This window comes from Streptomyces sp. NPDC006372 (assembly GCF_040612515.1).
Taxonomy (GTDB): domain Bacteria; phylum Actinomycetota; class Actinomycetes; order Streptomycetales; family Streptomycetaceae; genus Streptomyces.
On sequence record NZ_JBEXQJ010000016.1, the window covers coordinates 1 to 13,467 of the forward strand.

The 13,467-nt window shown below is 72.1% G+C and carries 10 protein-coding genes and 1 pseudogene; 3 read left to right on the forward strand and 8 right to left on the reverse strand.

Going from position 1 to position 13,467, the window contains the following annotated elements; translation table 11 throughout:
• Positions 1-224, forward strand: a pseudogene (locus ABZ016_RS22950) (hypothetical protein); the annotation flags it as partial.
• Between the two features lie 142 nt (positions 225-366).
• On the opposite strand, the gene ABZ016_RS22955 reads toward ABZ016_RS22950, so the two are convergent.
• The 4 genes from ABZ016_RS22955 to ABZ016_RS22970 form a co-directional block, all read right to left on the reverse strand.
• Positions 367-813, reverse strand: a complete 447-nt coding sequence (locus tag ABZ016_RS22955; RefSeq protein WP_356918507.1) for a type II toxin-antitoxin system PemK/MazF family toxin — start codon at positions 811-813, stop codon at positions 367-369.
• 43 nt (positions 814-856) lie between these two features.
• On the reverse strand, positions 857-2,326 hold the full coding sequence (locus ABZ016_RS22960) for an SPFH domain-containing protein (protein WP_356918645.1): 1,470 nt from the start codon (positions 2,324-2,326) through the stop codon (positions 857-859).
• Between the two features lie 134 nt (positions 2,327-2,460).
• Complete coding sequence (locus ABZ016_RS22965; RefSeq protein ID WP_356918508.1) at positions 2,461-2,679, reverse strand: hypothetical protein; 219 nt, start codon at positions 2,677-2,679, stop codon at positions 2,461-2,463.
• A gap of 20 nt (positions 2,680-2,699) precedes the next feature.
• Positions 2,700-4,124 (reverse strand): amidase, encoded by a 1,425-nt coding sequence (locus ABZ016_RS22970; RefSeq protein WP_356918509.1) that lies wholly within the window; start codon positions 4,122-4,124, stop codon positions 2,700-2,702.
• A gap of 236 nt (positions 4,125-4,360) precedes the next feature.
• Here ABZ016_RS22970 and ABZ016_RS22975 point away from each other — a divergent pair, with 236 nt between their 5' ends.
• Both ABZ016_RS22975 and ABZ016_RS22980 read left to right on the forward strand, forming a co-directional pair.
• A complete protein-coding gene (locus tag ABZ016_RS22975) occupies positions 4,361-5,749 on the forward strand; it encodes a glycoside hydrolase family 43 protein (protein WP_356918511.1) in 1,389 nt (462 codons plus the stop codon).
• A 114-nt stretch (positions 5,750-5,863) separates the two neighbouring features.
• On the forward strand, positions 5,864-8,305 hold the full coding sequence (locus ABZ016_RS22980) for a SpoIIE family protein phosphatase (RefSeq protein WP_356918512.1): 2,442 nt from the start codon (positions 5,864-5,866) through the stop codon (positions 8,303-8,305).
• A gap of 70 nt (positions 8,306-8,375) precedes the next feature.
• On the opposite strand, the gene ABZ016_RS22985 is transcribed toward ABZ016_RS22980, so the two are convergent.
• The 4 genes from ABZ016_RS22985 to ABZ016_RS23000 all read right to left on the reverse strand — a co-directional run bounded on the left by ABZ016_RS22985 (position 8,376) and on the right by ABZ016_RS23000 (position 13,435).
• Entirely contained in the window at positions 8,376-9,053 is a 678-nt protein-coding gene (locus ABZ016_RS22985) for a response regulator transcription factor (protein ID WP_356918513.1), read from the reverse strand.
• A 23-nt stretch (positions 9,054-9,076) separates the two neighbouring features.
• Entirely contained in the window at positions 9,077-10,258 is a 1,182-nt protein-coding gene (locus tag ABZ016_RS22990; protein WP_356918515.1) for a sensor histidine kinase, read from the reverse strand.
• 43 nt (positions 10,259-10,301) lie between these two features.
• Positions 10,302-12,497 (reverse strand): MMPL family transporter, encoded by a 2,196-nt coding sequence (locus ABZ016_RS22995; protein WP_356918516.1) that lies wholly within the window; start codon positions 12,495-12,497, stop codon positions 10,302-10,304.
• Positions 12,498-12,655: 158 nt separating this feature from the next.
• Positions 12,656-13,435, reverse strand: coding sequence for an AraC family transcriptional regulator (locus ABZ016_RS23000; protein WP_356918517.1), 780 nt, complete (start codon positions 13,433-13,435; stop codon positions 12,656-12,658).
• Positions 13,436-13,467 lie beyond the last annotated feature (32 nt).

Genomic DNA, 13,467 nt, shown 5'->3' on the forward strand with positions numbered 1-13,467 from the left:
TCCGGCCCCTGCTCGTACGCCGTGGCCAGGATGGTGGTGAACGCCTGGACAAACTCGGTGGGGACGCGGTCGTTGACAGGACCGAGCCGGTCCCCGCCGCCGGGGCACGTCCGGCGCGGGCCGGGTGCGGGCTGCCGGTCGCGGCAGGGCTGCGGGCGACACGCAAGGGCGCCCGCACGCATGGGCCGGAACCCGTGCCGGTGTCCGCCGTCCGGGTGACCTGAACTCCGCCTCCGCCGCCGACTGCCCTGAGTCCTGGTCACCCGGGCCGAGCGCGTGCTGGAGGCGACCAGGGGCCCACGGCTGCCGGCGGCAAGGCGCCGGACGCCTCGTGACGCGGCGTCCGCGACGATCCCGAGGAGGCGGTCAGGTCCAGCCGTAGCGCTCGTGCAGCCGGTGCCTGACCAGGTTGAACCGCCCGCGGTCCAGGGCGCAGGCCTCCCGGCGCATGCCCTGCTCGTGCAGGCGCAGGATGCGGTCCACCGCGACCCAGGAGTCGCGGCCCGACCGGTCCCAGGGTCCGCCGCCGATGGCCACCCACTCGCGGTCCCCGTCGTGCGCCTTGCTGGAGAGCTGCACGGCCAGGAACGTCCCGGCGGCCTCCCGGGCGACCACGAGCACGGGCCGGTCCTTGCCCCGTCCGTCGTTCTCCTCGTAGGGCACCCACGTCCAGACGATCTCCCCGGGGTCGGGGTCACCGTCATGGGCGGGGGAGTACTCGGTGCGCACCCGGCCGACCGCGCGGGGGTCGGCCTCGGTGGTGGCGGTGGGGCCGTGCCGGCCCGGGACGTGTCCGTCGGTCATCGTGCTCACGGGGGCACCCTAGAGGTTGCCCCCGTGAGCTGTGCGTGAAGGGTCACTTGTCGTCCATCGGCACCTTCTGGGCCAGCCCGTTGAGCGGCGAGGTCTCCTTCGGCGTCTGCCCGGTGCGCTCCATCGACGCGAGCAACTGGCGGGCGAGACCCAGCCCGGTGCCGCCCATGGTGAGGGCCTTGGTGAACATGTCCGCCATGCCGTCGGCGCCGTTGAGCAGCACCATGTTGTCGACGTTGCCGAACGCGGAGGCGCCGGCCTTGACGATCTCCGGCCAGTTCTCGGCGAGTTGCTGGGCGACGACGGCCTCCTGGTTGTCGGCGAGTGCGGCGGCCCGGGCCTTGATGGCCTCCGCCGCCGCGAGCCCCTTGGCCCTGGCCGCCTCGGCCTCGGCCAGCCCCCTGGCCTGCGCTGCCGCCGCCTCGGCCTCACCCGTGGCCCGGGTGGCCTGCGCCGCCGCGGCGCCCCGTGCGGTGGTCGCCTCGGCTTCGGCCCCGGCGGCCGTCTTGACCCGGGTCGCCTCGGCGGCCGCCGCCAGCTCCGTCTCCTTCGCCCGGGCCTGGGCCGCCGAGATCCGCGCGTCGCGATCGGCCTCGGCCAGCGTGCGCTTCTCGTAGGCCGCAGCGTCGGCGGGTTTGCGGACGTCCGCCTGGAGCTGCTGCTCGCGCCGGTGCGCCTCCAGCTCCGCCACCCGTGTCTCCTGGACGACGACCTCCTGCCGGGCCCCGGCCTCGGCGAGCGGTCCGGCCTGCCGGGCCTTGGCGGCGGCCTTGTCGCGCTCGGCCTGGTAGCCGGCCTGGAGGATCTCGCTGTCCCGGGTCGCCTCCGCCATCCGGGCGAACGACTGCTGCTCCGCCTCGGTGGCCAGCCGGTTCGCCTCCGCCTGGGCGATCCGCGCGTCCCGCTGCACGGCCGCCGCGTGCGGCATGGCCAGGTTCTGGATGTAGCCGGTCGGGTCCTCGATCTCGTGGATCTGCAACGAGTCCACGATCAGGCCCAGCTTCTCCATCTCGGTGCCGCACGCGGCCCGCGTCTGCCCGGTGAGCTTCTCCCGGTCCCGGATCATGTCCTCGACCGTCAGCCCGCCCACGATGGACCGCAGATGACCGGCGAAGACGTTGTGCACCCGCTCCGACATCAGCTTCTGCTGGTCGAGGAAACGGCGGGCCGCGTTCGCGATCGACACGAAGTCGTCGCCCACCTTGAAGATGACCACGCCGCGCACCTTGAGCGGAATGCCCTGGTGCGTCACGCAGTCCACCTGGAGTTCTGTCTCGTTCAGGTCGAGCGACAGTTTGCGCACCGCCTGCACTCCGGGCAGCACGAGCGTGCCCCGCCCGGTGACGATACGGAACCCCATGCCCTCCTCGATGCCTTCGGTGCGGTGCTTGGAACCCGAGATGATCAGTGCCTCGTTGGGCTCGGCGACCCGCCACATGAGCTTGAACAGACCGATCAGAACGAGGACGGCGGCAACGGCCGCCCCCGCAACGACGCCGACGACCATCGGCATTCGCCCCCTCTGCATGGTGCCCTCTCGGCACCGAACGAAGGGGAGTGTGCTCCTGCGCGGAGCCGGGGTACAGACACCCGCGCATCCTTGCCCAAACCTTGACGCGCGCGGCTCTCACCTGCGCCGCGGCGGCCTCAACTGTCGTACGCCGCCGTGACGTAGACGGTCCGTGGGGGCAGGTACTCGACCACCATCACGACCGTGCCCGGATCGATCCGGTCCGTCGCGGTGGCGGGGTGGGCGAGGAAGTGCTCGGCCCCGCCGCGCACCCGGACGATCACCTCGCCGACCAGCCCGGGCCCGACCGTTCCGGTGACCCGCCCCATGAGCCCCACCATCGACGCGTCCGCCATGGAGGACAGCGTACGGTCGCTCAGGCGACGGCGGAACGGGCCGTGACCGGCGGCTCGGGCCACATCTCGGACCAGCGCAGCTCCGCCTCCAACTGCGCGGCCACCTGCACCAGGAGCGGTTCGCTGTCGGCCGGGCCGAGCAACTGCGCGCCGACCGGCAGACCGTCCGCCGTGAAACCGGCGGGCACGTTGACGCCCGGCCAGCCCAGCACGTTCCACGGCCAGGCGTAGGGGCAGGCGGCGATCATCGCGCGGTCGGTGGCGAAACCGCTGAGTTCGAGCAGGGCGCCGATCCGGGGCGGGGGAGCGGCGGTCGTGGGCGCGAGGACGACGTCGTAGGAGGTGAAGAACCCGCCGATCCGGCGGTGCAGCACGGTTTCCGCCCGGCGGGCCGCCCGCAGCGGCGCCCCGCCGAGCAGCCGGCCCAGCCGGGCCGCGTCCCGGGTGCGCCGGTCCAGCAGCGCCGGGAAGGGCGCCTCGTCCACCCGCTCGGCGATCCCGGCCGTCGCGCGCGGTACGAAGGTCAGCCCGATCTGCCCGTACGGCGGATCCGCCTCCTCGACCGTGTGCCCCAGCGCCGCCAGCCGCTCGGCGAGTGCGACGACCCGGGTCCGCACCTCCGGCAGCAGCCGGGCGGGAACGGCGGTGAACGGCGGCTTGAGGGAGAGCGCGATGCGCAGCCGGCCGGGGTCGCGGCCGACGGCCGACAGCACGTCGACGGCGGGGGGCCGGTGCGGATCCTCCGCGTGGTTGCCGCTCGCCGCGTCCAGCAGCAGGGCCGCGTCGGCGACCGTGCGGGCCAGGGTGCCGTTGACGGTGATGCCCTGGAAGGACTCGCCGCGCGGCCAGGTGGAGATGCGGCCGCGCTGCGGCTTGATACCGACCAGATGGGTCCACGCGGCCGGGATCCGCACCGAGCCGGCCCCGTCCGAGCCCAGTGCGGCCGGCACCACACCGGCGGCGACCGCGGCGGCCGAGCCGCCCGAGGAACCGCCGGGTGTGTGCTCCGTGTTCCACGGATTGCGGGTCGCGCCGAACGCGGGCCCCTCGGTGAAGGGCCACTGCCCGAACTCGCAGGTGTTGGTCTTGCCGACGATCACGGCGCCGGCCGCGCGCAGCCGCCGCACCGCCTCGCCGTCCTCGGTGACCGGCGGGAACTCCCCGCAGCAGCCGAACGCGGTCGGCTCACCGGCCACGTCCATGTCGTCCTTCACCGCCACGGGCACCCCCAGCAGCGGCTTGCGTGTCCCCGCGGCCAGGTCCCGGTCGGCCGCCTCGGCCTCGGCGAGCGCCGCCTCCGCCCGGACGATCCGGAAGGCGTTGATGCTGCCCTGTGTCGCCTCGATCCGCGCCAGGGTCCGCTCGACCAGCTCCCGGGACGTCACCTCCCCGGCTGCCAGCGCACGGGCGGTCTCCGCCAGGCCTTCGGCACGGTCGAGCGTCATACGGACACCTCCGGATCAATTGTCTACCGAACGGTAACGTCCGGTGGCCGGCGACGGGAACGCCGGCGGCACGAGTGAAATTCACCCACAGGTCACTTATTCCCCACTGGGCCCATCCGCGCTCGTTCAAACCATTGACGCCCCTCCGGCGCACCCTTACCTTCTGAGCCCCCACAGCTGATCGAGTTTCCGAACCTTGTTCGGTATGTCGATCCCGCGTGTCTCAGGGAGACGCCGTGACCCCACACCCCGCCGCCCCGCCCCGCCGCACCCTGCTGCGCGCCCTGGCCGCCCTGCCCGCCTCGGCGGCGCTGCTCGGCGAAGCGCCCGGGCTCCTCGGCAGCTCCCTGGCCGCCGCACCCCCGAACGGCTCGGCCACCCGCTACACGATCGTGCCGTTCCTCAACAGCGACGACGGCACCGTCAACGTGTACCAGTCGGACGACGCCACCGACTTCCGGCTGCTGCGCTCCTCCGCCTACACACCACCCACGGGCCGGATCCGCGACGCGAGCATCCTCAGACACACCGACGGCTCCTACTACGTCACCTACACCACGCACACCTGGCAGGACCCCAGCACGACCATCGGCTTCGCCCGCAGCTCCGACCGCGTCACCTGGACGTTCCTCCACGACCACACCATCCCCCTGGCGAACCTCTCGCGCGCCTGGGCGCCCGAGTGGTTCGTCGACAGCGACGGCAGCGTCAACGTCATCGTGTCCTGCTCCACCACGAACGACGAGTGGATCTTCACCCCGTACCGGCTGAGGGCCACGAACTCCGCCCTCACGGCGTGGAGCTCACCGGTCGCGCTGTCGGGCATCGGCGCCAACCACATCGACACGTTCATCGTGAAGATCGGCTCGACGTACCACGCCTTCCCGAAGAACGAGACGACGAAGTACATCGAGTACGCCACCGCCTCGAACCTCGACGGCCCGTACACGATCCGCAGGACCGGCGACTGGGCGGGCTGGGGCAGCTACCGCGAGGGCCCCGCGCTGGTGCAGCTCGACAACGGCGGCTGGCGGATCTTCTTCGACGGCTACGGCGACGGGAACTACTACTACAGCGACAGCCGCGACACCTTCGCCACCTGGTCCGCACCGGCAGCGCTGCCTGGGATCTCCGGCACCGCACGGCACTTCACGGTGGTCAAGGAGACGGTCTCCGGCGGCCCGGGCCTGGCCCGCGGCGTCACCCGCTCCTTCCGGTCGGCCAACTACTCGACCCGCTACTGGCAGCAGCGGTCCGGGCTCCTCGACCTGCCCGTGGTCAGCGGCGCCGGCACCACCGCCGAGAAGCAGGCCGCCACCTTCACGGTCGTCGCCGGCCTGGCCGACACGAGCGGCTGCTCCTTCCGCGACGCGGCCGGCAACTACCTGCGCCACTGGGACTTCCGCGCCCGCTTCGACCCGAACGACGGCACGAGCACCTTCGCCCGGGACGCCACGTTCTTCCTCCGGGCCGGCACGGCCTCGGATGCCGTCCGCTTCGAGTCGCACAACTATCCGGGGCACTACCTGCGCCACTACGCCTACCAGCTCCGCGTGGAACGCTCTGACGGAACCGACCTCTTCCGCCGGGACAGCTCGTTCGTGCCGGTCACGGCCTGGGCCTGACCTGTGTGGACGCGGTGACCTCCGCCCCTCGGGACGGCAGCGTGAAGAATTATTGCCATTTCACATTATTAGAATGAAATGGAGAAGTTTTGGGAAGGTGGGTTCTGGAGGCGGATGAGCGATATGACGCCACCGGAAACCACCGGAGACGAAGGGGCGGCACTGCGGCAGGTGCCGCCCCTTGACGAAGCGGCCACAGCCCGTGCCGTCGTGGACGCCCACGGCATGGTGATCGGGTGGAGCGAAGGTGCGCAACGGCTGGTGGGCCACCCGGCCTCGGCGGTCATCGGCAGGCCCGCGGCCGCGCTGCTCGCGGGTGACCCGCCCGCGGGGACGTTGCGGTCCCTCATCGGGGTGCAGCGGTGGAACGGCACGGCGACCCTGCGACACCGCGACGGCCGCATCCTCCCGGTGACACTGCTGGCCCACCGCCGTGCCCTGGCTTCCGGTGTCGACGGCGAGGCCCACGAATGGCTTCTGGTCTCACCGGTCTCCCATGATCAGCCGCAGTCCGACGAGGACGTGCTGATCGGCTGGTCGATGATCCAGTCCCCGTGCACCATGGCGCTCTACGATACGGGGCTGCGGCTGCTCCGGGCCAACGCGGACATGGAACGCGTGATGGGACTCTCCGAGGCGGAGATGCGCGGACTCAGAGTGTCGGAGATCGTGCTCCACCCGCAGGGCGAACGGGCCGAGGACCTGATGCGGAAGGTCGTCGCGACCGGCGAGCAGCAGCATATGCAGGCCGGCCTGCACCTGGCCGGCGACGAGCACGAGAGCATCTGGTCGGTGTCCCTCGCCCCCGTGCGCGACCCCGGGGGAACGGTGCGCGGGGTCCTGCTGTCCGCGCACGACATGACCGATCAGCACCTGGCCCGGCAACGGCTCGCCGTGGTCGCCGAGGCCGGCGTGCGCATCGGCACCACGCTCGACCTGGCCCGTACCGCCCGGGAAATGGCCGACGTCGCCGTCGGGGCGCTGGCCGACTTCGTCACCGTCGACCTGCTCCCCGACATCGACGACGACCAGGAACCGCGCGCGACGACGCTGCCCCGCCCGGTCCAACTGCGCCGCGTTGCCAACCAGTCAGTGCTGCCGGGGTGCCCGGAGGCCGTGGTCCCGCTGGGCTCGGTCGACACGTACCCGCGGTCCTCGCCGGCCGCCGAATGCCTGGCATCGGGGCAGCCGTTGATCCTCCAGTTGTCCCCGGCCCTGGTCGACCGGTGGGCCGCGCAGGCACCGGACCGGGCGGAACGCATGCACCGCTTCGGTTTCCACTCCGTCCTGGCGGTACCCATGCGCGCCCGCGGGGTCACCCTCGGCGTGGCCACCTTCTCCCGCCACCGGCGCCCGGAAGCCTTCGAGCAGGACGACCTGCTGCTGGCCCAGGAGATCACCGCGCGGGCCGCCCTGAGCATCGACAACGCACGCCGCTACACCCGTGAGCGCGACACCTCGCTGACCCTGCAGAGCAGCCTCCTGCCGCAGCGACTGCCCCGGCAGTCCGCCGTCGAGGTCGCCTCACGCTATCTGCCGGCCGACGCGAAGGTGGGTGTGGGAGGCGACTGGTTCGACGTCATTCCGCTCTCCGGCGCACGGGTCGCCCTGGTCGTCGGAGACGTCGTGGGACACGGCATCCAGGCGTCCGCGTCCATGGGACGGCTGCGCACGGCCGTCCGCACCCTGGCCGACGTCGACCTGTCGCCCGACGAGCTGCTGACCCACCTCGACGACCTGGTCAACCGGCTCTCGGCCGAGAACGACGACACCTCCGGCGCCGCCGACATCGGCGCGACCTGCCTGTACGCCGTCTACGACCCGGTCTCGCGGCGCTGCACCCTGGCCCGCGCGGGCCATCCGGAACCGGTACTGCTCCGCCCGGACGGTGAGGCTCACGTCCTCGAGCTCCCCGCCGGGCCTCCGCTGGGGCTGGGCGGCCTGCCGTTCGAAGCGGTCGAGGTCGAGCTGCCCCCGGGCAGTCTGCTCGTGCTCCACACGGACGGCCTCATCGAGGCCCGGGGCCGCGACATCGACGACGGCATCGACCTGCTGCTGCGGGCGCTGGACCGCTCGGGCCCCGCTTTGGAGGCCATCTGCGACGCGGTCGTGCAGGACGTGCTCCCGACCCGGCCCGGCGACGACGTGGCGCTGCTCGTGGCCCGCACGCACGCCCTGGACTCGGCCCACGTGGCCTCCTGGGACGTGCCGCAGCACCCATCCGCGGTGGCCGGGATCCGGGACCTGGTGAGCCGTCAGCTCCAGCGATGGAACCTGGCCGAGGCCGCGTTCGTCACCGAACTGGTCGTGAGCGAGTTGGTCACCAACGCCATCCGGTACGGCGAACCGCCCATCCAGCTGCGCCTGATCCTCGACCGCAATCTCATCTGCGAGGTCTCCGACGCCAGCAGCACCGCCCCGCACATGCGCCGGGCGCGGGTCTACGACGAAGGCGGACGCGGGCTGCTGCTGGTCGCCCAGCTCTGCCAGGGGTGGGGCACCCGCCATACGTACCGCGGCAAGACGATCTGGGCCGAACAGCCCCTGCCGGACTGAAGACCACCACACTCGTCAGGACGTCGCGCAGGGGGTGGCCACCGCGGCGCCGGCGCGAGCGTCCCGCGTCTCAGCCCTGCCGTTCTCCCGCCCGCACCAGGCCCGTCTCGTAGGCGATGACGACGAGTTGGGCGCGGTCGCGGGCGCCGAGTTTGGCCATGGCCCGGTTGGCGTGGGTCTTGACCGTGACCGGGGTGACGAAGAGGCGCTCGGCGATCTCGTCGTTGGCCAGGCCGCTGCCCACCAGGGTCAGCACTTCCCGTTCCCGGGGAGTCAGCGTGGCCAGCCGACGGGGGTCGACGAGGTCGCCGGGGGCGGGCTGGGCGAGGACGCGGGCGATGAGGCCCTTGGTGGCCGCGGGGGAGAGCAACGCCTCGCCGGCGGCCACGAGCCGGACGGCGTCGAGCAGTTGCGCCGGTTCGACTCCCTTGCCCAGGAAGCCGCTCGCGCCGGCCCGGAGCGCCTCGACGACGAGCTCGTCCTCCTCGAAGGTGGTCAGGACGAGGACCTTGACTCCGGCCAGGTCCTCGTCCTGACCGATCAGCCGGGTGGCCTCGATACCGTCGACCTCGGGCATCCGGATGTCCATGACCACGACGTCGGCCCGCTCGGTCCGGGCCAGTCGTGCCGCCTCACCCCCGTGGGACGCTTCCGCGACGACCTCCATGTCCGGCTGGGCGTCGATGAGCAGCCGGAACGTGCCGCGGAGCAGGGCCTGGTCGTCGGCGAGCAGGACGCGAATGGCCATGAACGGTGGGTCCTCACGGGGTGTCAGACGGTTGCGGGGGCGAGCGAGAGCGGCAGTTCGGCCACGACCTCGAAGCCGCCCTCGGGCCGTCGGCCGGTGGTGACGGTGCCGCCGATGGCGGTGGCCCGCTCATGCATGCCGATCAGTCCGTGGCCGGTGCCCGGGCCCTTCGGCGCGCCGGGACGTCCGTCGTCCGTGACGGTGATCCGAAGCGCGTGGGCACCGTAGTCCAGGACCACCGCGATCCGGGTCGCGGAGGCATGCTTGTGGGTGTTGGTGAGGGCTTCCTGAATGATGCGGTAGGCGGTCAGCTCGGTGGCGGATGCCAGCGGTGCGGGAGTACCGGTGCGGGACACCCGCACGGACAGGCCGCTCGCGCGGAATCCGCCGACGAGGGTGTCGAGATCGTCCAGGCGCGGGATGGGGGCCCGCGAGCCCGGAACGTCGTCAGGCTGACGCAACAGGCCGACGGTGGCGCGCAGTTCGTCCAGGGCGGCACGGCTGTTCTCCTTGATGTGGGCCAGCGCCTCGTACGCCTGGTCGGGGTTGGCGCGCATCAGATGGTGAGCCACTCCCGCCTGGGCGTTGACCAGGGTGATGTGGTGGGCGACGACGTCGTGCAGGTCGCGCGCGATGCGTACGCGTTCCTCGGTGACCCGGCGCCTGGCCTCCTGCTCCTGCATGCGCTCGGCGCGTTCCGCGCGTGCCCTGGCCTCGGCGAGGTTGTCGCGGCGGCTGCGGACGGCGCGGCCCAGCGTGATGGCAGCGATCGCGAAGTCCAGCCGCAACAGACTGGCCCCCGCCACCACGGACTCCCCATGGGTGGCGGCGTGGACACCGGTGATCGCCACGGCCGCGGCCACCCCCACCGTCCACGCGGTGCGTCGGCTGCCGAGGAGGGCCAGGGTGTACAGGGCGATCAGGCTCGCCGCCGGGGTCGGCGCGATGTGCGGGGCGACGGCCATCAGCGTGAGGTCGCCCGCCACCGTGAAGAGTGCAACCCCCAGCGGCCAGCGGCTCCGGAAGGCCAACGGTATGCAGGACAGCGCCGTCCACACGACCTCATGCCAACGAGGCTCCTGCCAGCCGTCCTGACCGGCGGCGGTCGCCGCAGCGGCGATCACGAGCAGAGGCACCGCGGGCAGGACGTCTGTGATCCGGGCATGACGGGCCGGCCACTGTCGCCACACCATGGGCAGTTCCATTCCCTCACTCTAGGCAGCGCCGACCGGTGGAAGGGGCTGACGGTCAGCGGGCCAGGCCGGTGGTCTCCGGCTCCCGCACGGCGGGCAGCGGGTGCGCGGGCTCGTCGGCGGGGCCCTCCACGGAGACGTTGGGCAGCGCGCGGTCCAGGCGGCGGGGCAGCCACCAGTTGGCCCGCCCGCACAGGTGCATGAGTGCGGGTACGACGACCATGCGGATCAGCAGGGCGTCCACGGCGACGGCCACCGCGAGGCTGACCCCGAACTCGGATATGACCCGCATACCACCGAAGACGAACGAGCCGAAGACGCAGACCATGATGGCGGCGGCGACGGCGATCACCTTGCCGGTCTCGGCCTGTCCGACCCGGACCGCGCGCCGGCTGTCCCCGGTGTGGGCCCATTCCTCGCGCATCCGGCTGACCAGGAAGACCTGATAGTCCATGGAGAGCCCGAACATGATGCCGACGACCAGGATCGGCACGAACGACTCGATCGGCCCCGCGGCACCGAGCCCGAGCAGTCCCGCGCCGAAGCCGTACTGGAAGACGACCACGATCGCGCCGAAGGCCACCCCGATGCTGAGGATGTTGAGCACGGCGCCCACGGCGGGGATGAGCAGACTGCGGAAGGCGACGGTCAGGAGCAGGAAGCCGAGGGCGGCGATCACCAGCACGAACACCGGCAGCTTGCCCATCAGCACCGACGCGAAGTCGTCGTTGCTCGCGGTGACACCGCCCACGTAGACCTTCATCGACGTGCCCCGCTCCGCCTCGGGGATCACGTCGTCACGCAGGTGGTGGATCAGGTCGGAGGTGGCAGCCGACTGGGGGGAGGTGGTCGGGACGACGGATATCACTCCGACCGTCTGCCCCTCCTTCCTCGGTGCCGCGGCGGCACTGGCGACACCGTCGACCTGTTCGAGGGAGGTGACCAGCTTCGCCTCGGCGGCCTGGTCGGCGGCGGTGGGGGCCTGGACGGCAAGGACGAGGGGGCCGTTGAAACCGGGGCCGAATCCCTCCGCGACCATGTCGTACGCCTGACGGTTCGTCGAGGTCGTGGGCAGGTTGCCGTCGTCGGACGCGCCCAGACGCAGCGACAGCGTCGGGAACGCGAGCGCCGCGAGCACGGCCAGGGCGACGACACCGAGGGTCTTGGGCCGGGCCTGGACACGCTCGGCCCACCGGCCCCACAGTCCGGGGCGGTTCGAGGACTGCTGGCTCACCCGCGCGGCCATGTCGCGGCGCTCGGTGCGGCTGAGGACACGCGGCCCGATCATGCCGAGCAGTGCGGGCAGCAGGGTGATGGCGGCCAGCACGGTCAGGACGACGGTGACGGCCGCGCCGATGGCCATGCCGTTGATGATGCCGACGTTCAGGGTGAGCATGCCCAGCAGCGCCACGACGACGGTCAGCCCGGCGAAGACCACGGCCCGGCCGGAGGTGTTGAGGGCCTTGGCCGTGGACTCGGCGACGCCCATCCCCGCCATCAGGTTGGCGCGGTGCCGGTTGACGACGAACAGGGCGTAGTCGATGCCCACACCCAGGCCGATCAGCGAACCGAGGGTCAGTGTGGTGTCGGAGAGCGTGATGACATGGCTGAGCAGGATCACCGTCACCGCGGAGGTGCCGACGCCGACGACGGCCGTGATGATGGGCAGCGCCGCCACCCAGACCGCGCGGAAGACGAACAGCAGCACGATGAAGGCGAGGACGATGCCCATGGCGTCGGCGACCGCGTCGGGTTCCGGGTTGACGGTGAACGCCTGCCCGTTGAGCGCGATGTGCAGGCTTCCCGACTCCGGAGCGGTCGCGAGTTCCTTCACGTGGTCGACCTGGGCGTCCGTCACGTCCCGGTCGAACGCGACCGTGGCGTAGGCCGTCCGGCCGTCCTTGCTGACCTGGCTCTTGCCGTCGGGCGTGTAGGGGCCGGCCACCGCGGCGACCCCCGGTGCGTCGGCGATGTGCTCCAGTGCCCCGGTCATCGCCCGCTCGGCCACCGGCTCGGTGACCGTGCCGCCCTTCAGCTGCCACACGACCCGGCCGCTCTTGCCCGCGGCACTGCTGGAGGCCTGCTGCAGCAGAGCCGTCGCCCTGGCCGAGTCGGTGTCCTGAGAGGTCGGACTGTTGCCGAAGGCGTCACCGGCGGCGCCGACCCCGGCGCCGAGGGCGAGCAACAGGCCCACCCAGGCCAGGACGACGGCGAGCCGGTGCCGGTGGCACCAGCGGGCGAGAGGGGACATCGACGAGCCTTTCCAGGAATGCCATGAGATGGGGCCGACGATCACGGCCCACCCTCACGCTCGCAGTTCTCCGGCCTCTCGTCGTTGGCCGTTCGCAGACACTTGCGGCTACTGCGATCGCAGCAGACGGGGAAGGCACGGACCCGGCGTGCGGCCCCTCACCGGACTCGCGCGGCGCGTACGGCCCGGGGGCCCGAGCCCAGCTCGCGGTGGCATGCCTTGTTGAACGCCTGCAGGTCGGCGATGCCCACTGCCGCGGCGACGGCGGGGATGGGCAGCGTGGACGCCTGGAGCAGGTGGCGGGCCCGCTCCAGCCTTCGGCGGCGGACATAGGCGACGACCGTCAGACCGGTCTCGGCGCGGAACAGGCGGGTCAGGTGGGTGTGCGAGACGCCGGCCGAGCGGGCGATGACCGGCACGGGCAGGGGATCGGCGAGATGCTCCTCGATGTACGCCTGCGCGGCGGCCACGACGGGCTGCTGCCGCCCGGGGTCCTCGGAGCCGGGCCGGGCCAGTTCGGCGAGGTGCCAGAGCACCGTCCAGACCTCGGCGGCGGCACGCGCCGTGGAGACGGGCATGGCGGCGACCGCGTGTCTCAACAGGCCGGCCAGCAGCGGCCCTTCGGCCTGGGTGTCCTGCATCACCGGCACCCGCTGCCGGGCGCCGGTGGCGGAAAGCCGCAGATGGGCGTAGAGATGCTCCGATCTGCCGCGGTAGTGGAAGTGCGCCTCGGTGTCCGGCGGGATCAGGCTGACGTGTCCGGGCCGGATGGCGTGCACGGTGCCGAGGACGGACAGCCGGCCCACATAGCTGTACAGATGCAGCTGCCACAGGTCGGGCAGCCGGAAGACGTCGTGCGCGGTGGAGACACCGTGCACACCGACACCCGCGTTCACCACCTCGGGCGGACGATCCAGACGCAGCGAGACGCTCTCCATGATGGTGAGAATTTACCAGTAGCGGCCGATTG